A 22,866-nucleotide genomic window follows, 5' to 3' on the forward strand; every position below is an offset into this window, starting at 1 on the left:
TCACAAAGATTCGCAAAGTTGTTATTTCAGCTTCAATGCTAGTGCGCTTTGAGAAAAACTTTGCGACCTTTGTGGTTAAATCAATACAACTTTGTCTCAAATAATATCCATCACCGCACTTTCATCTGTTTCTCCACTAGGAAATGATTCCGTAAAAATCTGGAAAAACTATCTTCAAGAAAAACATTTTTTCGTAAAAAAAGAATTAGATAAAATGGCGACATTTATAGCGCCCTTAGATCCCGATTCAGTGCAAGAAATAGAAGCATTGAGAGAATCGGATAATAAATATAAATCATTAGACAATTCAGTTTTATACGCAATGGCTGCATCTCGAAAAGCAATTGTAAATGCTGGATGGGAGAAAGAAGCCGTTTTCGGGATCAATATTGGTTCTTCGCGAGGAGCCACTGATTTATTCGAAAAACACTATAAAGAATACTTAGAAACGGGAAAAGCGCAAACATTGGCTTCGCCTACAACAACTTTAGGAAATATTTCTTCCTGGGTTGCTCACGACTTACAAAGTACAGGTCCTGAAATTTCGCATTCAATCACTTGTTCTACTGCGTTGCATGCTATATTGAATGGAGTGGCTTGGTTAAAATCAGGAATGGTAGATAAGTTTCTAGTTGGAGGAAGTGAAGCTCCCTTAACTGATTTTACGATTGCTCAAATGAGAGCACTAAAAATATATTCTCGAAATGATGATGTGTATCCTAATCGTGCGCTGGACTTAGAGAAAACTCAAAACACGATGATTCTGGGTGAAGGTGCAGGGGTTTGCTGTCTAGAAATTGGAAAAAAAGAGAATGCCTTGGCTTATATTGAAGGAATTGGTTATGCCACAGAATTATTAGAGCATAATATTTCCATTTCGGCAGAAGCCACTTGTTTTCAAAAATCAATGAAAATGGCATTGAAAGAGACTAAACTTTCCGATGTTGATGTGATTGTAATGCATGCTCCAGGAACTATAAAAGGAGATTTGACAGAATATCTTGCCATTCAAAAAGTTTTTGGTTCAACTCTTCCCTTACTGACGTCAAACAAATGGAAAATAGGGCACACTTTTGGCGCTTCAGGTTTATTAAGTTTGGAACTCGCTCTATTAATGATGCAACACAATAGGTTTATTGGAGTCCCTTTTGCAGAAGTGCAATCACAAACCAAACCCATTAAAAAAGTATTAGTAAATGCTGTTGGATTTGGTGGTAATGCTGTGAGTGTGCTTTTGTCTTGCCCTTAAATTTATAAGATAACTTTAGTTGTTATAATTTCCTTGTCCTCTAATGTTGTTTTTACGATAACAACTTGGTTATTGATACTTAAATCGGTCGTACTGAATTTTAAATTGTTAATTTCTTTTTGACTGTAAATTAACTTTCCACTTATATTAAATATTTGTATTGATTGAATTAGCTTAGTTTGTGAATCTAGTTTAATTTGTTTCCCTTTTTTATAAACTGCAAAATTACTGTTTGATGGAGTAAAGGTATCGGTTCCTAATGTTTTATTAGTGTATTTTATTTCAAATCGGTCATTAAAAACACCTTTTTCTGTTGTGAAATCATATGGTTTTTCTGTTAAGTTATGAGTAATATCGAGTAATTTATCTTCTAAGTAAACCACTTGAGTTGTAAAATCACCATCAACTTGGTCTATACCGATGCTAAAATCACCATCAATAACGGTTGTATATCCAATAGGTACTATATCAGTATCTTTAAATGGTAAAGCACGCCCTTGTATTGTTAAAACCTTGTCTTCATTGATGCTGTAAAAATCGACAAATTGATTTCCATCAAAACTTTCGCCATCAAATGAATCATCATAAGCATCAGTAGCATCAGTTACATATCCAATTAAAGTTTGTTTAAAAGCCCCTTGATCATTATATAAGTCAAGCCATAATCTATTTTTCTCAATGGATTTATTATCAGTTGTTTTTGAATTGGTTTTAAATTTAAAAAACTGATTATTAGTTCCTGTTACCCCATTTGCGCCCACTCGCATACTGTTGTTAAAAGTGGCGGTACCACTCGCTTTACTGGTGGTAAAAAAAGCCTGTCCCGAAGCAATTTTTCCAGTAGGAATAGAGGCATTTACAGCACCTGGGTTAGTAGAACTTATTGCTTTGGCAGTACCAACTCCTCCAGTTAAATTATAAGATGCATAATCATTTGATGTGTAAGCATAGGCACCAGATCCTGGATTTGGTGTGTTTAAGGCGATGTCAGTATTGTGTGTCCATAAATAAATGGTTCCTTCTAATAAACTACTATTAGCTGTTAAAAATGAGCTCGCATCCAATGCTGATGGATATGGATTACCCAATAGGTTTGAATTTCCAGCTATACCAATTCCAATGGTGATGACACCATTATTAGGTACTCCTTTAAATATTCCATCAAAAACACTCAATGGTTGTGGTGAAACATAGTCTTGAGGACCACGTATAATATAGCCTTTTCCATTTACCATTGTAATAGAATTATCCTCTTGTTTCCAATCATCTATAGCTTCATTAAATGAATAGAATTTACCGCCTGCAGTATTTGGTGAAAGCTTCAATAATGTTTGAGGAGAAACGGGTGTTGACCAGTAGGTATAATCAAATTTATCTATAGGAGTTGTAGAACGGATGTAGGTGATATCCCCAGAATTAGTATAGTTGTCTTTAGCTTGAACAATACTTCCGTTGTTTTTTACAATTAAGTTTGAATTAGTGTCAACGGTTAAAGTAGTTTGTATTATTAAATTTTTATCAGATTCAACCGTTAAAGTATATCCATTTGAAACTTGACAGGAACACACACTTAAATCATTAGTTAAGGTCAAATTATCTGATATTACTACTGGAGTTGTTGCATCAGGCGTACCATTCCAAGCACCAAGAGAGTAGGTTAATGAAGCAGGAACTGTAATTGCAATAGGAACTGTGTTTTTTATAGTACAAGATCCGCTTTGAACAACTGCTCTGTAATATCGTGTTGCACTAATATTTCCCATTAGCGCACTAGTTAATGTAGTTGCGGTTGATGCTATATCAGTAACTCCACTAGTAAAAGCATTGTCATTTGCATATTGCCATTTTGTAATACTTCCTACATTCCCGGCTATTGTTATCGGGTTTGGACTAGTATTTTTACAAATCGTTGTTGCAGCTGAACTTAATGTGCCTGCTGTGGTTCCAGTATTGACAGTAATTGTTTTTGTTATACCTGTCGTATTATAAGTTGAACAGTCTATTATTCTTGTCCAATACGTTGTTGTAACACTAGGGTTTATTACGTAATTAGCAGTTGTTTGCCCGGCTATTACATTGCTTCCTATTGTACTTCCTGTTCCCCATTGATAAACGGAATTTGAGGCCAGGACTCCTCCAGTAGCAATCAAAGTTGTTCCTCCCTCGCCCGTACAAAGCGTACTTGCTCCCGATATGGAAGTAGGAGCTGTAGATGTTTTACAGACGGTATAGTTGAATGAAACTCTAGATTGTCCTCCACTTTCAAAATACTCTAAGACAAAATTGGTGTTTCCACTTAAATAAATAGTTGCCGTTTTTGATTGATAGGCATGACCTGTCCAATCACTTAAACTAGTTAAAAAAGTTGCTCCGCCATCAACACTTAAACGATATCCATCATCCCCTCCAACCGTAAAAGTATAATAGCCTGCGTCGAGGTTTTCTTGCATTTTAAAGCGTATAGCAAAATAATCAGCATAACTGGAGCACAAATTAGGTCCAGAAATGGAACCATTCACTAAATCTAAATTAAACATTTCAGATTGCGTTATATAGCCAATGTAGTTTGTTGTAAAAGCATTACTTGGTGGATTTCCTGTATTTGTTGGTGCATAAACATATCCAATCCATGAGTTACTACCATAACTGGTTTGATCACCTGGGTTTGGATTTACAGTTACTAATTGTGATGCAGCTCCAGTTGTGACATTACATGGAGAAGAATCAATTCTTCTTACCCAATAGGTTGTGCTCGTAGCTGGGGTAACAGTTATTGAACTTGCTGTTTGTCCTGCAATAATATTACTACCTACAGTTCCAGTTCCCCATTGGTAAGTTGTGGAGCTATTTGCTGAACCTCCAGTTGCTGTAAGGGTTGTGGCAAATCCATTACAAATGTTGTTATTACCCGTAATTGAAGTAGGAGCGGTAGAACAAGGATCTACGGTATAGTTAAATGATACTCTTGAATCTCCTCCTGTTTCAAAATATTCTAAAACAAAGTTTGTATTACCACTTAAGTAAACAGAAGTTGTAGAACTAACATACCCATGGTCGTTCCAGTTGTTGATTATATAGGTTGTTCCACCATCTATGCTTAAACGATATCCATCATCACCACCAACGGTAAAATTATAAGTTCCTGCCGGCATGGTTTTATTCATTTTATACCGTACTGCAAAATTATTAGCATATGTACCACATAAATTTGTTCCTGAAATAGACCCAGATCCTAAATTCTGATCGAAAATTTCTGGTTGATTGACGAATCCTTGGTAAGTAGTTGTGAATGCATTGCTGGGAGGATTTCCACCGTTAGTATTTGCATATACATAACCTATCCATGCGCTAGCTCCATAACTAGTTTGGTTACCTGTTATAGTACACTGAGCATTTGATGACTCTATAAATAAACAAAAAAAGAATAGTAATAGTAATTGTTTATGCATATTAGCATTAATTAAGTTTATGGACTAAAACTCTATTTACGATGTTTAACAAAAAAAGGTTTTACTTATTAAAATTTAATCGACAAGTAACCGTAAAATCCGATAAATTAATCTTTTACAAATATATGTAAAAGATTTCTTGTTATTTAGATTTTTTTTCTAATTGAGTTTTACCCTGTATTTTTCTAAAATTTTGGGGTAATTATAAATTTTGAGGTTTAGTTTTACTAATTTTATAAGTTTTGCGATTGTGGAGGGTGCCTTTATTTTTCCTGACTATTTGTTTTAAAAGCAATTGCAAATTAGTAAGTTATTTTGGAGTTTGTTCTAATTCTTTGATTTTCGAATAGATCAAATCACTTTCAAATCCTTTTCGAAGTAAATAGTCACAAAATTTCTTCCTTTTTTTTAATTTATTTGATTCGTGAATTGATTCCCAATGTCTTTCAGCTAATACATGAAATGTTGTTTCATATTCTTCGGGTGTAAATTCTTTAAGAGCTAGGTTAATATTGTAGCTAGTTATATTTCGAAATTTTAATTCGTTAACAATTCTAATCTTTCCCCAATATTTGATTCGGTGCTTTCCTCTTGCAAAACTACAAGCAAAACGACTTTCGTTAAGAAAATTTTCATTTATAAGATGAGTTATAATAGTGCTTATTTCCTCTTGATCCATTTTCATGCTTCTCAATTTTTGCTCTACTTCATCATGACAACGTTCTTGATAGGCACAATAATGTTCTGCTTTTTTGATAGCTTCTTTTATGGAAAATACATCTTTCATTTTGGATTTTTAAGGGTTTTAAATTGAAATTCTAACTTAAAAAAGGTCAGTTTGTTATTTAATTTAGTTGTATAAAGAAGGATTTATTTATTAAAAAATAAAGTTACAATGAATTGTATGTAAGGTATTTAGTCGTTTTATGTGTGAAAAATGATGTTATATCGGATTAATGTGCAAGTTAACGACTTTGTTGTATTGTTTAATTTATTTTTAATTTATTTTGTATATGTAAGTTTTTTCTTTTTAGAGATTACACTACTTTGAATATTAACAACTTAGGGAAATATGATAAAAAAATTACTCCTGCCCTTTTTTTTAGTCTTAGTTCAGATTACCGCTTTTGGAGCAAACATTTCGAGTACATCAACTGGAGGTAATTGGTCGGCATCGTCAACTTGGGTTGGAGGTGTAGTTCCTGCTTCTACCGATAATGTGACGATTGTTTCCGGAAGCACAGTGACTCTTGATGTTACACCTATTTACGCAAATACTATAACTATTTCTGGGACATTAGATTTAAATAAAAATGCCGACATATATTTATATTCTTCATTAATTGTTGTAACGTCTCCTAATGGTCACATTAATTTTGATCATTCTGTATTGAGATTACCTTCAAATGTTGCACTATATCTTCAAAATGGTTCAGCTAGTTTGAATGGAAGTTGTAATAATAATGATGAAATTTTTGTAGGGGCTACTCAATATGCGGTTTGTGTAGGTGGTGGGGCTTTGTACTTATTTGATCAAATTGAGACTGCTGGAGGTATAAATGTTGTTACTACAGGCGCTATCGGAACTTCACAAATAATTTGTAGTGGAGTTACCCCGTCAACATTGACTTCTACGACACCGGGTACAGGTTCTGGGACAATTACCTATGAATGGCAAACGAATGCCAGTGGTAGCTATGTTACTATAGGTTCAGAAACGGCAGCTACATATTCCCCACCTGCTTTATCTTCAACAACAAGCTATAAACGAAGAACGAAATCGGTTGTTCAAGGAACTACTTTTTATTCAGCATATACAACAGCTGTGACTATCACAGTTAATACTTTTCCTAATAATATAAGTAATGGTTTTATAGCGAGTACTATTTGTACTGGAGGTAGTCCACAACTGATATATGATGCAGATGATACCACTTTTACAACCCCATACAGTATAACTTATAAAAATGATACCACTTTACAACAATTTACAGTCTCAATACCAACTGCTTCGCCTTATAGTTTTACGCCAGGGGATAGTCCTACATCCAATACTGGGTATACTATAGTTTCAATATCAAATGCGACGTGTACCAGAACCAGTGGTATTATAAATGCTGGGGCTAATTTAATTGTTAGACCTATGGCTAATGCAACAATTAGTGGTTCAACAACTGTTTGTGCTGGTGCTTCATCTCCTAATATCACTTTTACAAATCCTAGAACTGTGGCTATTACAGTTATTTATAATATAAATGGAGGTTCTAATCAAACTGTTAATATAAGTGCCAGTAGTAATGTAAATGTACCAGTTGCAACAACTGCTACTGGTATTTTTCTTTATAATTTAGTCAGTGCAACTTATCAAAGTACACCTAATTGTTCTAGCACAATTTCAGGAAGTGCTACGGTTACTGTAAATCCTAACTTACCTGCAAGTGCAAGTATTGTGGCTTCTCCATTAGGAGCGATTTGTTCAGGGACATTAGTAACTTTTACAGCTACACCAATAAACGGAGGCGCAAATCCAACTTACCAATGGTATAATGGAGTAACAATAATAAGCGGAGCGACATCTTCAACCTATACATCTTCAACGTTAGTTAATAGTGATGCTATAAAAGTAATAATGACTTCAAATGCAACTTGTGTAACAGCTAGTCCAGCAACTTCAAATACTCTAATTATGACAGTGAACCCAAATTCACCAGCGAGTGTAAGTATTGTAGCTTCTCCATTGGGAGCGATTTGCTCAGGAACATCAGTAACTTTTACAGCTGCACCAATCAATGGAGGTACAACGCCAACTTACCAATGGTATAATGGAGCAACTTTAATAAGTGGAGCTGTCTCTTCAACCTATACCTCTTCAACCTTGTCTAATGGAGATGCGATAAAAGTAATAATGACTTCTAATACAACTTGTGCAATAACTAATCCAGCAACTTCAAATATAGTTACAATGACTGTTCCAGCAGCTGCTATTTGGAATGGATCATGGACAAATGGTCCTCCTACAAGTGCTCAAGCGCTTATATTTAATGGGTCATATACTATAGCAGGAGATATGGAAGCATGTTCTTGCCAAGTGAATTCCGGAAACGTTACCGTTAATTCTGGAGTTACTTTGAAAATAACTAATGGGGTTACTATTTCAAGCGGATCGCTTAATTTTAATAACAATGCAAGTTTAGTACAAATTAATAATTCGGCTACCAATATTGGAAATATAAATTACAATAGAATAACCCCGGCAATTATAAATACCGATTATGTTTATTGGTCTTCGCCAGTTTCTGGGAGTACTTTGGGAGCTTTATCCCCAAATACACTAGCAGGAAAGATGTATTCATATGATGCTTTTGCCAGTCCTGAGGATTGGAGGCAAGAATCTTCAGGAACAGTTATGGCACCTGGAAAAGGATATATAGTTAGAGGGCCAGAATATGCACCACCTTTACCTCCATTTCCATCCCCTTTTTCTGCTACTTTTGTAGGTATTCCTAATAATGGAATAATTAAAATTCCCATTGGAGGAGTAAATACTTCAAACTTGATTGGAAATCCTTATCCATCAGCATTGGACGCTGATTTGTTTTTATCTGCAAATAGTGCTGTTCTAGAAGGAACTATTTATTTTTGGACACATAATACAGCAATTCAACTAGCCTCAGACATTATTGATGGAAGTGCTGGTTCTGGAGCTTATGCTTATACCTCTAATGACTATGCATCATATAATTTTACAGGAGGTGTTGGCGTTGGAACTCCAGCTACTACTTTAGGTTTTAATACTTCAAGTATCCCATCTGGAAAAATAACATCAGGGCAGTCTTTTTTTGCAACTAGTGTTGCTAGTGGTCAAGTAGCAACATTTAATAATGGCATGCGAGTGGATGTATTAGGAGTGAAACTAGACAATTCTCAGTTTTTTAAAAATGCGTCAAACTCTAAATCAGTTGAGGTGATTGAAAAAAACAGAATTTGGTTAAACTTGACAAATACTCAAGGTGCATTTAAGCAAACATTAGTAGGGTATATTTCAGGAGCCACAAATGATTTTGATAGTGGATATGATGGGGAAAGTTATGACGGGAATGAATTTATTGATTTTTATAGTGTTTATAAAGATAAAAATTTGGTAATTCAAGGTAGAGCTTTACCATTTGAAGATTCGGATACCATTTCTTTAGGTTATCGTTCCACCATTTCAGGAGAATTTACTATAAATATTGATCAGGTTGATGGTTTATTTGCTGGTAAAGCCATTTATTTAAAAGATAATGTAACTAATAGTATTCATAACTTGAATGAATCTGCTTATAATTTTAAAACTGAAACAGGTACTTTTAATGATCGTTTTGTGTTAAGTTATACTAATAAAATGCTTGCAACTGATAATTTTGATATACTTGAAAAAGGAGTTTTAATTTCAAATAAAAATAAAGAAGTAAAAATAAATTCATCAGTTGAAAATATCAATACGGTAGTAATTTATGATTTATTAGGAAGGCAAATTTATAAGAAAGCCAATGTGAATAATAAAGAACTAATTATTCTAAACTTACTTTCAGCTAAGCAAACAGTGTTAATAAAGGTAAGTTTGCAAGGAGGAGAAATAATCCATAAAAAAATGATAAACTAAAATTTTTAAAAAAGTATATATCTAATCCCATTTTGTTTTGAACAAGATGGGATTTTTATTTATAGATTTTTTTTAAACTTATATGTTAACTTTTTTATACTACTATTTTTTGATTACAGTTTTTATTAGAAAATTAGTATTAATAGAGGTTGGTTGTAAACGCGTTTTGTTTTACAACAAAATGAACTGGTGTTTATAATAATTAAAATAATGAGCTCTCTTTATTGCATTTTAATGAATTTAAAATTTATTGATAAAAAAAGCAAACACTGAATGTTTATTTTGTGCGATTTTTTTTTCAATCCATTCAAAACCTGTTCTTAATCGGATTTAAACGCTTATTGCCGATTAAATTTTATAATTCATAAAATGACAAGCGATATTGCTAAAATCTATGTGGTTTTGTTTTTTTTAGAAAAATAAAATGGACTATTTAGAAGAATTATATATAGAATTTACTCCCAATTTTTTTAAAAATGCCATATGAATAGAATTTTACTTTTAATTAATAAGAAAATAATTTTTTGTATTATTTGTTTAATAATTTCTAATGTTTCTTTCAGTCAAACAACTCTTTTTCAATATGACTTTGAAGGTTCCTATAATCCAAATATTAATAATACCGTTGGGACTCCATCGATAGCTCAAAATGGTGTTTCAAACGCGTTGATTAGCAATAGTAATCCATGCAGTGGAAGTAGATCTTTGGCAGGATCTAATTGGAACACAGGGGATTATTATTTGTTTACAGTAAATACGACAGGTTATGAAAATATGATATTCTCATATTGTAATAGTATTAGTAATAATGGTATTGGATCTTTTTTAGTTTTGGTAAGTTCTGATAAAGGCGCTACAACAAGTACTATAATTACGTCCTATACGCCTACAACATCTAATGTTACAAAAACAAGTATTACTTTACCAGCTTCTGCTAATAATAATTCTGAAGTTTGGATTGCAATTTACAAAGATTCTAATTCAAATAATACTAATAGGGTATTATATATTGATGATGTTACTTTAAAAGGTTGTCCAATTAGCGCAGGTACCTTGTCTGGTACCCAATACTTATGTACGTACGGGACAACAACTTCTACGTTTAGTTCAACAGTTTCTGGAGGAACCTGGTCAAGTAGTAATACAGGTATTGCTACTGTTAACGCATCTAGTGGTTTAGTTACGGGTAAATCAGCTGGTACTGCAGTTATTACATATACAATAGGTGGTTCAGGTGGATGTACAACATACACTGCAACAAGAACAGTATATGTTTCAAATGGACCTGGTGCAGGACCAAATAGCTTATCAGGCTCAAACTCTCAATGTCAAAATTCAACAACAACGTACACAATAACTCCAGATGTATATTCTTCTTCTTATGTTTGGTTATATAGTGGTAGTGGAGCTACAATAACGCCAGCAGCTGATGGACTTTCAGCAAGTGTAACTTTTAGCGCAACGGCAACTGCAGGTAATATCAACGTGCAGTCGGTTAATGGCTGTGGTAATGGTGGAGGAGGTAAATATTTATATGTTTCTATCGCATCGTCTAGTGCAGGAGGTACGCTACCCTCAAACGTAAGCGGATGTGCTAATACATATATTGCAAACATAGCCTTGTCTGGTCAAGTGGGAACGCCAATTCGATGGGAATCTTCTACTGATAATTTTGCAACAGCTCCAACGACAATAGTAACAACAAGTAATAATATAAATATTTCAGGTCTAACACAGACTACATATTATAGAGCTGTAGTTCAAAATTCACCATGCTCAGGGATATCTTATTCAAGTGTTTGTACAGCAACAATTTCAAATAATACTGCTAGTACAGCATCTTCTAGCCCAACTGTTTGCTCAGGAACTAGTATGACTAATATAACGCATACAACAACAGGAGCAACAGGGATTTCAAATAATAATGTAATTGGGGCTAATGGTTTGCCAGCTGGTGTGAAAGCGGTATGGGCATCAAACACAATTACAATAAGCGGTACACCAACCGATGCTGCAGGGACTTATAGTTATTCGATTCAATTGACTGGAGGTTGCGGAAATGTAAGCGCAGTTGGAAGTATAACACTAAGTACATCTTCAGCTGTTCCAACAACAATTACTGCACCAACAACTATTTGCGTTGGAAGCTCTACTTCGTTAACTGTTAGTGGCGGGACATTAGGCGGTGGAGCGAGTGCAAAGTGGTACTCAGGATCTTGTGGAGTGACATTAGTTGGTTCAGGAAATACGATAAGTGTTTCGCCAACAATTACAACAACCTATTATGTTAGGTATGAGGGCAGTTGTAATTCAACATCTTGTATATCTACAACAGTGACGGTAAACCCATCATTAAGTAATAATAGTTTGTCTTTTAGTAGTGGAACTTCTGGACAAGTGAGCGCTACAGCTGCAGAAGGTGGTAATGCTTTGCTTACAGCTCCTTTAGGGACTTATTTTTCGAATGTTGCATTCGCAAGTTACGGAACTCCAGGTGGGACCTCCCCAAATTTTACTATAGGAAGTTGCCATGCTACCTCTAGTCAATCTGTAACGGAAGGGTATTTATTAGGAAATAATTCGGCTACAATTCCTGCCACCAATGGAGTTTTTGGAGATCCCTGTGTTGGAACTGTAAAGAAAGTGTATATTTTGGCATCTTATATAGAACCTATTTGTAATGGATCTAAAGCTACCCTAACTGGTTCTATACCAAGTGGAGGAACAGGTACTTATGCTTATCTTTGGGAAAGTAGTACCACAAGTGCTACAACAGGATTTTCTGCCGCTACGGGTACTAATAATACAATCAATTATACTACAGGGTCCATTACACAAACAACTTGGTTTCGAAGAACAGTAACTTCATGTACTTTAAGTAGTACATCCGCCGTAGTCATGATAAAGGTGAATGGTACAAATTCATGGAACGGGACTGTATGGTCAAGTGGAATAGCTCCAACACTTAGTGATAAAATTATATTTGCAGGAGATTACAGTGTAGATGCTGATGTAAATGGTTGTTCTTGTACCGTGTCTGGAAGTAAAAATGTAGTTATTAAGACAGGAAGAACCATGAAAATAGTTAATGAGGTAACTGTTTTAGGTAGTGGAAAATTAACTTTTGAAAACAGTGCCAGTTTAGTACAAGTAAATGATGCTTCAGTAAATTCGGGTAAAATTACATACATGCGTGAGACGACTCCTATTAGTAATTTTGATTATACGTATTGGTCTTCACCAGTAATTGACCAAAAATTAATTGATCTTTCACCGAATACTCTAGGAGATAAATTTATGTCTTTCGATTCAGGAATTGATAACTGGAGGTATGAGGATGCTTATAATAATATGATGGGAACAGGTGTTGGTTATATTATTAGAGGACCACAAAGTTATGCAGCACCCGCGCCGCCAAGCACGTATTTAGCTAGTTTTATTGGCGTTCCTAATAACGGAGCTTTATCTACTTCGATAGGTGTAGCTGGCAATTCTAATTTGATAGGAAATCCATACCCCTCTGCTTTAGATGCAAATTCTTTTTTAATTGCAAATAACACGCTATTAGACGGTACGATTTATTTTTGGACTCATAATACGGATATTGGTAAAAACGTTTCTAATCCTGGTTCAGGAGTTTATGCCTATTCATCAGATGATTATGCTACCTATAATTTATCAGGAGGTGTAGCAACCCAAGCACCAAGTTCTACTAACCCGGGTGCAGTTAATAGTAATGCTCCTACGGGTAAAATTGCTTCTGGTCAAGCCTTTTTTGGTACCAGTATTAAAGCTGGTAATGCTGTTTTTAATAATAACATGAGAGTGGGAGTGGGAACTCTTACTGGAAATAATTCTCAATTTTTTAAGTTTGAGAATACTAAGAAGTCAACAGTTGCTGTAGAAGCAAATAGAGTCTGGTTAGATTTAACTAATAAGCAAGGTGCTTTTAAGGAAACTTTGATAGCGTATATTATTGGTGCTACAAATGATTATGAAAGTGCTTATGATGGAGAGAGTTTTGATGGTAATGCATTTATTGATTTCTATAGTTTAAACAGTGATAAAAATCTGACAATTCAAGGGAGAGCATTGCCATTCGATAACTCAGAAGCTATTCCTTTAGGATATACAACTATTATTGCAGGTGATTTTAGTATTAATATTCGTGATAAAGATGGTTTTTTCACTACACAAAAAGTGTTTTTAGAAGATAAATTACTTGATACTGTCTTTGATTTAACTCAAGGCACTTATAATTTTACAACTGAAGAGGGAGTGTTTAATGATCGTTTTGTCTTATCATATACTAATAAAACTTTAGCAACAGATGACTTTGAGAATTTGAAATATGGTGTCGTAATTTCGAATAAAAACAAAGAAATACAAATTAAATCTTCAGATGATCTTATAGATAAAATATTTGTTTATGATTTTTCTGGAAAACAACTTTATAAAAAAATAAAAGTTGATAATATTGAATATACGATACCTAATTTAGGTCCTACTGATCAAGCTCTAATTGTGAAAGTAGTTTTGCAAAACGGACAAACAGTAAATAAAAAAATTGTGTATTAGATTATAAATAAGAATTTATGTAGAAACCCATTATGTGTACTCATAATGGGTTTTTTTATAATATAATTTTGGAATATGAGATGTGACTACTATTTGAATTTAATAGTTAGAACATACTTTTGATTTAAATCATTTTTTTTTGGTTAATGCGGTATGTTTTATTATTTAATACTACTTGTTTGTATTCAATAGGCAAACCAAAAACGGTATTGCAAACCTGCATGATAGGATAAATTTTAAAAAACACGTTTAACTAGCAGCGGATTTTTCTTAATAAATAAATCGTGTGATGAAATGAATTATATTTGTATGAAATAATGCACGATGTGTGTTAAAAATCAACACTATATGAATATAAAATTACTTTCTAACATAAGATCTTTTTTAGTTTTGTATTTTTTGTTAACAGTTTCATTTGCTAATGCAGCAACTATAACAAGCGCTGGAAATGGAAATTGGTCAACGGCCTCAACTTGGGTAGGTGGAATAGTTCCAATTAGTACGGATAACGTAACTATTGTTACAGGACATACAGTTACGGTTACGGTTTCAACTAGTATTACAAACCTTAGTCTAAGCAATACTACAAGTAAGTTAGTTGTAAATAATGGACAAACTTTAACCGTTTCGGGAACTTTTTCTAACAGCGGGACTACTACTAACGGAGTCAACGGTCCTGGGACAGTATTGTTTACGGGGACGGCCACTTTTGGTATTTTAACGCCAACAGGTGTTCGACCTAATATTACAATCGGTAATGGTTCTAGTGCTAATACAGTAACTGTTTCAGCATCTACCTTGATTGCAAATTTGACTATTAATAATGGGGTAACATTAGATATTAATAGTAGAGCATTGAATGTAACCGGTTTTATTACTAATAATGGAACAATTGCTGGGACAACAAGTGTGACAACACTCACAGGAGATTTTACGAATAATGGATTGGTTAATCTTACGACATCAGGACAATTAAACATTTCAACAGGGAATTTTTTAAATACAAATACTGGAAGTTTTACTATTGGAACAACGGGGAGAATTACCACAACCGCAGGTAGTTTCTCTAATTCAGGTGCTATGACTTATACTGGTACAGGAGGTGCAGTAGGGCGATTGTATTTAGGAGGGAATTATTCTAATTCTGGTACTGTTGCTTTAGGAACTGCACAAGTTTTTTTTACAGGTACTGCTAGTCAATCGATTCAAGGTTTTACTACAACTGGTACTGTGAGTATGTTAAAAACGGGAGGAATAGCAACTTTTACATCTAATGTTAGTGGAGCAGCTTTAACTATTAACGGAACAGGAGGAACATTAAATTTAGGATTAGGACTAGTTCACACTTTTTCAGGAAGAGTAACTTTAACTGCAGGAACTTTAAACGGAAGTTCTAGTACTATAAAGGCAAACCTTTTAAGTACAACTGCTTGGAGCGGAACAGGAAGTTTATTTACGGCTGGTACTGGAACCGTTGATTTTGGGGCGGCTGGAAACCAAACTGTTTCTGCATCAAACCCAGTATTTAATAATCTTACTTTTTCGGGTTCAGGAATAAAATCATTGCCAAGTGCTAATACTATTAATGGGATTCTTTCTATGGAAGGAACGGCAACTGTGCCCGTTTCTCCCTCAGTTGCTATTCCAAGCTATGGCGCATCGGCTACATTACAATACAATACGGCAACAGCCCGAACTGTTGGACAAGAATGGATAAGTTCTTTTATAGCTACAGGCGGTGTTAATATAACTAATACTGGAGTTATAACACTTAATGCAGCCAAGGTTTTTAATGCATCTATACCTTTGACCATCAATAGTGGGGCGAAGCTAGCGACAGCTAATTTTGGTTTAACCCTTGGAGGTAATTTTATAAATAATGGTGGATTATTTACCGCAGGTAGTTCTCCAATTATTATTGCTAATCCAATGACTACCCAAAGTATTGCTGGTTTTACCACAACGGGATTAGTGTCTATGACTAAAACAGCAGGTACTGCTACTTTGGGAGGAAATGTAAATGGAGCTGGATTTACTATTAATGGTACGGGCGGGAGTTTGAATTTAGGTTCTGGACTAACGCATACTTTTTCTGGGGATGTTAATTTAACTGCAGGAATTTTAAATGGTGGTTCAAGTGTTTTTAATGTAAACTCTTCAACAACAACTGCTTGGATGGGTACTGGGACAAATTTTGTGGCTGGAACTGGAACTGTGAATTTTGGCGGGGCTACTCAAACATTGGCAACAGCCTCCACCTTTAACAATCTTACATTTTCAAATTCAGGAGTTAAAACACTTACTGGATTGCCAACAATAAATGGAATCCTTTCTATGGAAGGTGCTGCAACTGTATCAGCAATACCTACTTATGGTTCTGCTGCCACTTTACAATACAATAGAACATCAGCTCAAGGTACAGGCCTAGAATGGAAAACACCATTTACATCAACTGGAGGTGTATTTGTAACGAATACAGGAGTTATAACAGCAAATGCAAATAAAGTTTTTAATGCAAATGTTCCTCTTACTATTGATAGTGATGCAACTTTAAACACAGGAGGTTTTTCTATTTCTGGAGGTTCAACTCTTACGGTTTTAGATTTTAGTACCTTACAAATAAGTGGGACAAGTTTTTTTCCTGTATTTTCGACAACTTTTTTGGATGTAGATAGTACTGTTGATTATAATGGAACAGCACAAACAGTGGCGGTTAAGAATTATGGGGATCTACTTTTGAGTAATTCAGGTAATAAAACATTTACAGGAACAACTACTATTTCAGGAGATTTTGAAATTAAGGATACTGCGGTGGCTTTATTATTAAATGGGACAGCATCAACTTCAGGTTCATTAACTTTAGGAGGAGTACTACAAACTGCTTTAGGTTCATGGGGGGGAACTGGATCCGCAGCTACAAATATAAACGGGACATGGTTTGGATCTTCTACAACTGGAGTTGTAAATGTATTAACCTCTTGTTTGACTGGAGCCTGGCTTGGTATTACTAGTACCGATTGGAATACCCCTTCTAATTGGTGTGGTGGAAGTGTTCCTACAGCAACAACAGATGTAAGTATAGGAGTAAATACTAATCAACCAATTATAGGAGCAGCTGGTGGAATTTGCAAAAACATTACAATTAAAACAGGTGCTACTTTAACGGTATCAGGTTCAAATACATTAGCAATAAAAGGGAATTGGACAAATAATGGGGCCTTCGTAGCGAACACAGGCACAGTCAATTTTAATGGAACGATTGCTCAGTCTATTGGAGGATCTAGTATAACTACATTCAATAATTTAACGAACTCTAAAACAGTGAATCCATTGACTACATCAATAGGAATTAGTGTAAAAAATATTTTGAATAATAATGTTAGTACATCGGTTTTAAATATGGGGGCTTTTGCCTTAAACGATGGCGGTTCATTTTCTAATACTGGTGCTGGAAAAATCATAACACTAAATACTTCTAGTCTTCCCCTTCCTTCAGGGAAAACCTGGGTAAATACAGTGTTTTATTCCAATGGAACTGGAGGGCAAAAAATAGTGTCTGGAACATATAATGCCTCACCGGCAATAGAAATATACAATACTTCTGGAACACAAACGGCTTCTGGTAATATAGTAACTGGTGGACAATTGAATATTAATAATGGCGGTACTCCTATTTTTGATATGAATGGGTATAATTTGACTACTAGTGCATTAAATGTTTTGGCTCCTAGTTCAGTTATAGATATGAGAGGAGGAACATTAATTTTTGCTTCTGTTGTATCTATGAATGGTACAATTCGTTTTTCAGGGATTTCAAATGCCAAACCTTTTTCTTCTGGTACAGTTGAATATAACGGAACATCTCAAACCGTTACAACTGGAAGTTATTTTAATCTTTTGTTTTCTGGTACGGGGGGAGTTTATACAATGGGTAGTGATATTGATATTGCCAATACGCTTACTGTTACAAAAGGAGATCTTACGGTAAAAGATGGTTTTACGTTATCAGTTGGAGACGCTGTTACCGTAACAAGTCCTGGCACACTTACTTTTGAAAATAATGCCAGTTTGTTACAAACGACATATACAGGATCGAATAGCGGAAATATTAATGTAAAAAGAAATACGACCCCAATGTTATACTATGATATAACCTATTGGTGCTCTCCAACAATTAGTACACAAACTTTACTTGATTTTTCACCACTGACAAAAGGAGATAAGTTTTTCTCCTATAATAGTATGAATGATACATTTACAATTTTAAACCCTTCAACTTCCGTTTTCGAACTAGGGAAAGGTTATGCCATTCGAGCTCCTGAAAACACTTCAAGCACAGTACCGATGGTGACCTCAAATCAATTTGTTGGAGTTCCTAATAACGGAAACATAACTGTGGCAGTTACAACTCCACCAGGCGATGTGGGTTTAAGTTTAGTGGGAAATCCATATCCATCTGCAATTAATGCCACAGATTTTATTAACGAAAACCTTTATGACCCCATTTCGAATCCAACGAATACTTTAGAAGGCACCCTATATTTTTGGTCCCATAATAATCGTTTGGTTGGTAATGATTTTAGCGCAACTGATTATTATTATTTTAATTTACTAGGGGGTGCCGCGGGTAATACAGGTACTGGAAACAATAATTCGCCAACAGAGTTTATTGCCTCTGGTCAAGGGTTTATTATACAAAATGAAATAGCTGGATCATTGAAGTTTAATAATACCATGCGAGAAACAAGTAATAACACCAATTTTTATAAAGTTAAAAATAACAATAAAATAAAGGAACTTGAAAAACACAGGATTTGGTTAAACTTGACAAATAGTTCTTCAAATGTTAGTCAAGCTTTGGTTGGGTATATTGAAAATGCAACTGATGGTTATGATAGAGGTTATGATAGTTATGTGTTTGACGATACTGTTCCTTTTTTATTATATAGTTTAATAGGAACCGATAAATTAGCTATTCAAAGTAAAGGCCTGCCATTTCTTGATTCAGACTCTGTACCTTTAGGGTATGCTATTGATGCCAATGGAACGGCGACAATTGCTATTGATCATGTAGACGGTTTGTTTCTAGATGGCCAAAATATTTATCTAGAAGATAAGTTATTAAATGTAGTTCATAATATAAAAGCCACACCTTATGATTTTAATTCAGTGGCAGGTACTTTTAATGACCGTTTTAACTTGATTTATGTTAATAAGTCATTAGGAATTACTGATTTTGATAAATTAAATACTCAACTTATAGTTTCAATAAAAAATAAACAGATGAAAGTTGCTTCTTCAACTGAATTAATTGATGAAATAATCATTTCGGATGTTACTGGAAAAGAGGTTTTTCACAAAAGGAATGTAAACTCACAAGAATTGATGATTTTAAATTTGAGAGCTACTCAACAAATGTTATTAGTTAAAGTAGCACTTCAAAACGGGAAGGTTGTTACCAAAAAGGTGATTAATTAACCAGATTAAATTCAAAAAAAACCATCTTGTTTTGCAAGATGGTTTTTTATATAATTAAGGAAAGACTATTTTCCTTTAGCAGAAGCTTCTAGGTTTTTTTCGATAACATGTCCTGGTCTTGACCATTTTGGTTTCTCTCCAAGAGGAGCAAACTGTGAATGTTCTGCCTCAACTGTTGCAGGTTGAGAAACTTTAGTGAATGGTTTTTGAGGATTCAATCCTAACATTTCAAACATTTTCATGTCTTCATTTACATCAGGATTTGGAGTGGTAAGTAATTTGTCACCGGCAAAGATTGAATTAGCACCGGCAAAAAAGCACATGGCTTGTCCTTCACGGCTCATATTCATTCTTCCAGCTGATAAACGCACTTGGGTTTCTGGCATGATAATACGAGTGGTTGCAACCATACGTATCATTTCCCAAATTTCAACTGGTTTTTCTTCTTCCATTGGAGTTCCTTCAACAGCAACCAAGGCATTAATTGGTACAGATTCTGGTTGTGGGTTTAAAGTAGACAGTGCCACAAGCATTCCTGCTCTATCTTCAATGCTTTCACCCATCCCAATAATTCCTCCGCTACAAACGGTTACATTGGTTTTACGAACGTTTTCAATGGTTTGCAAACGATCTTCGAAACCACGTGTCGATATCACTTCTTTATAATATTCTTCTGAAGTATCTAAATTATGATTGTAGGCATATAATCCCGCTTCTGCCAAACGATGTGCTTGGTTTTCAGTAATCATACCTAGTGTACAACATACTTCCATGTCCAGTTTGTTAATGGTACGAACCATTTCTAAAACTTGGTCAAATTCTGGCCCATCTTTTACATTTCTCCAAGCTGCGCCCATGCACACTCTAGATGATCCGCTAGATTTAGCTCTTAAAGCTTGTGCTTTTACCTGGCTTACTGTCATAAGGTCGTTCCCTTCAACAGAAGTATGGTACCTCGCTGCTTGAGGACAATAGCCACAGTCTTCCGGACAACCACCCGTTTTTATAGATAATAATGTAGAAACTTGTACAACATTTGGATCATGATGCTCTCTATGAATAGAAGCTGCTTCAAAAAGCAAGTCCATCATAGGTTTGTTGTATATATTAATAATTTCTTCTTTCGTCCAGTTATGTTTAGTAATGCTCATTGATGCGTTTTTTTGATGCGCCAAAAGTAATCAAATTGTTCTAAAGAATCAATGTATTGGCATTTAAATAAAAGTTTATGAAAATATATTAACGGTAGTTAATCAGTCGCTAGGCGGTTGTTCCAATACAATAGTAGTAACATGGTTACAATCACTGAAGAAGCAATTCCTTCAAAAAGGAGACTGATTGAATAGGTGAATATTGATGGATTTCCACCAAATAAAAATGTTTTTGATAGGGATTGCACGTATTGATCCCCTCCTTTCATATAACTATATGAAATTAATCCTATAATACTTAAAAAAACACCTACAAGGGATGTAGCCATAGCAGAAACAGCATTAGTAACAAATGATTTCTCTCCTATGTTAACATTCATTTTGATTGTTCTATTTACACCATAAAACACAAAAAGGATGTTGACTAAGCGCAAATAAAAGGAGTTGCCATATCCCAAAACATTCATAAGTAAAAAATAAACCGCAATCCCAATAAAGATAAGACAGCCATTCAGTAATTCCTTTGGTAGTTTCATAATAAGTTTATTTAGATAAAAAACGTAACTTGCTGTTTTACTAGGAAGCGATAATTTTTTTAAACAGGCAAAGGTTTAATTGATTCCATGCTTGTCTGAAGCATAACGAGTGTCCCAATAGAGCATTAAGATAAATGTAACTAGTACAGCCGAGACAATTCCTTCAAAAAGTAAGCTAATACTGTAGGTCATAATAGAAGGGTTTCCACCAAATAATAAGGTTTCAGACAAAGATTGTACATATTGATCTCCACCTTTAGCATAGCTATAAATAATTAGTCCAATAATGCTTAAAAAAACACCTATTAGTGAAGTAGCTAAAGCTGAAATGGCATTAAAAGTAAATACCTTCTTGTCTTCCAAGAAATTTGATTTTAAGGTCCTGTTTGCTCCATAGAAGACAAAAAGGATATTAAATAAACGCAAATAAAATAGACCAGCTAAATTTAATGCTTCCATTAATAAAAAATAAAGACTAATTCCGATAAAAATAATAATTCCGTTGTATAATTCTTTAGGTAGTTTCATACGTTTGGTTTTAAAAATTAAAATATCATCTCTTTGATAAACAGGAAAATACATATCAAATTTACATAAAATATAGGAATATATTTAAAATGTAACGAGATTTTTTTTAATTATTTAAGACCTTTAATATAAGCTATTGTTGTCTCTTTGTCTTTTTGTAATTGTTTCTTTAAGGTATCGACTGAATCGAATTTTTCTTCTGGGCGAAGGTATTTAAGGATGGAAACTGTAACTTTTTGATCATATAAATCAGCATCAAAATCTAAATAATGAATTTCGATGGATAAGCTTTCTCCTTTAACTGTTGGATTAAAGCCTATGTTCATCATTCCATATACTGTTTTTTGGGCGATTGTGCTTTTAACAATATAAACACCATTTAGCGGAATAAGCTTATAGTTTTCTTCTATTTTTAAATTTGCAGTGGGAAACCCAATTGTTCTTCCCAGTTGTTTTCCTTTAAATATTGTACCCGTTAAAAAATAATCATAGCCTAAGTATTCATTTGCCAAATTCATATTTCCTTCCAATAAGGCATTCCTAATTTTTGTTGAGCTAACTGAAAGATCATTTATTTCCTGAACAGATATTTGTTCTACTTCAAAGCCATACTGTTTGCCAAAATTAATGAGATCATCAATATTTGCCGTTCGGTTTCTACCAAAACGATGGTCGTGACCAATAATGATTTTATGGATATGAAATTGATCCACAAGGACAGTACTTACAAATTCTTCAGCTGTTAATCTCGAGAAAGTTTCGTCAAATGGATGAATGACTAAGTTTTCAATTCCTATTTTTTCTAATAGATTTATTTTTTCGGGGATAGTATTCAGTAGTTTTATTTCGGATTGCTCTTGCAAAACCATTCTTGGATGAGGAAAGAAAGTGAGTACAAGGCTTTCGTATTTTTTGTTAGCGGTATTTTGTATTATTCTCTCCAGAATTTTTTTATGACCAACATGAACTCCATCAAAGGTACCTAGCGTTAGGATTGTTTTTTTTGGAGAACTGAAATCTTTTATAGAATGAAAAATCTTCAAAGCGTAAGTTTTATAATATTGCAAATTTATGCTAATCTATTTTAATTGTGAAGCGATGAGGAGCTGATTTTCTTTGAATAAGGCATTAGTTTCGTTAAAATGAGGGAGTTTTTTACAAAAGTATGCGTCGAATCTTATTTTTCAATCAAAATTGTGAGATTACATTTTATAAGTTAGTAATAAATACTTTAATTTTGAGACATAAATTT

10 protein-coding genes are annotated in these 22,866 nt (G+C 34.2%); 4 read left to right on the plus strand and 6 right to left on the minus strand.

Features of this window, described 5'->3' with window-relative positions; translation table 11 throughout:
- The first annotated feature begins 91 nt into the window (after nucleotides 1-91).
- Entirely contained in the window at nucleotides 92-1,249 is a 1,158-nt protein-coding gene (locus tag AB3G39_RS03180) for a beta-ketoacyl synthase N-terminal-like domain-containing protein (protein WP_369769679.1), read from the plus strand.
- A gap of 2 nt (nucleotides 1,250-1,251) precedes the next feature.
- Here the strand turns inward: AB3G39_RS03180 and AB3G39_RS03185 are convergent, their stop codons facing one another.
- Together AB3G39_RS03185 and AB3G39_RS03190 are read right to left on the minus strand one after the other, a co-directional pair.
- Nucleotides 1,252-4,698, minus strand: a complete 3,447-nt coding sequence (locus tag AB3G39_RS03185; protein ID WP_369769680.1) for a T9SS sorting signal type C domain-containing protein — start codon at nucleotides 4,696-4,698, stop codon at nucleotides 1,252-1,254.
- Between the two features lie 310 nt (nucleotides 4,699-5,008).
- Complete coding sequence (locus AB3G39_RS03190; RefSeq protein ID WP_367772519.1) at nucleotides 5,009-5,485, minus strand: regulatory protein RecX; 477 nt, start codon at nucleotides 5,483-5,485, stop codon at nucleotides 5,009-5,011.
- Nucleotides 5,486-5,770: 285 nt separating this feature from the next.
- On the opposite strand from AB3G39_RS03190, the gene AB3G39_RS03195 reads away from it, so the two are divergent.
- From AB3G39_RS03195 to AB3G39_RS03205, 3 genes are all read left to right on the plus strand, one after another.
- Nucleotides 5,771-9,343 carry a T9SS sorting signal type C domain-containing protein gene (locus tag AB3G39_RS03195; RefSeq protein WP_369769681.1) on the plus strand — a complete coding sequence of 1,191 codons (3,573 nt, stop codon included), beginning with the start codon at nucleotides 5,771-5,773 and terminating at the stop codon, nucleotides 9,341-9,343.
- A gap of 483 nt (nucleotides 9,344-9,826) precedes the next feature.
- Complete coding sequence (locus tag AB3G39_RS03200) at nucleotides 9,827-13,921, plus strand: T9SS sorting signal type C domain-containing protein (RefSeq protein ID WP_369769682.1); 4,095 nt, start codon at nucleotides 9,827-9,829, stop codon at nucleotides 13,919-13,921.
- A gap of 348 nt (nucleotides 13,922-14,269) precedes the next feature.
- Nucleotides 14,270-19,399 carry a T9SS sorting signal type C domain-containing protein gene (locus AB3G39_RS03205; RefSeq protein WP_369769683.1) on the plus strand — a complete coding sequence of 1,710 codons (5,130 nt, stop codon included), beginning with the start codon at nucleotides 14,270-14,272 and terminating at the stop codon, nucleotides 19,397-19,399.
- 65 nt (nucleotides 19,400-19,464) lie between these two features.
- Here AB3G39_RS03205 and bioB read toward each other — a convergent pair whose 3' ends face one another.
- From bioB to AB3G39_RS03225, 4 genes are all read right to left on the minus strand, one after another.
- Complete coding sequence (bioB, locus tag AB3G39_RS03210; RefSeq protein WP_367755859.1) at nucleotides 19,465-20,550, minus strand: biotin synthase BioB; 1,086 nt, start codon at nucleotides 20,548-20,550, stop codon at nucleotides 19,465-19,467.
- Between the two features lie 98 nt (nucleotides 20,551-20,648).
- A complete protein-coding gene (locus AB3G39_RS03215) occupies nucleotides 20,649-21,086 on the minus strand; it encodes a hypothetical protein (protein WP_367755857.1) in 438 nt (145 codons plus the stop codon).
- Between the two features lie 75 nt (nucleotides 21,087-21,161).
- On the minus strand, nucleotides 21,162-21,614 hold the full coding sequence (locus tag AB3G39_RS03220) for a hypothetical protein (RefSeq protein ID WP_369752735.1): 453 nt from the start codon (nucleotides 21,612-21,614) through the stop codon (nucleotides 21,162-21,164).
- A gap of 110 nt (nucleotides 21,615-21,724) precedes the next feature.
- On the minus strand, nucleotides 21,725-22,657 hold the full coding sequence (locus AB3G39_RS03225) for a bifunctional riboflavin kinase/FAD synthetase (RefSeq protein WP_369766000.1): 933 nt from the start codon (nucleotides 22,655-22,657) through the stop codon (nucleotides 21,725-21,727).
- Nucleotides 22,658-22,866 lie beyond the last annotated feature (209 nt).

The sequence above is a fragment of the Flavobacterium sp. WC2416 genome (genome assembly GCF_041200095.1).
GTDB lineage: Bacteria > Bacteroidota > Bacteroidia > Flavobacteriales > Flavobacteriaceae > Flavobacterium.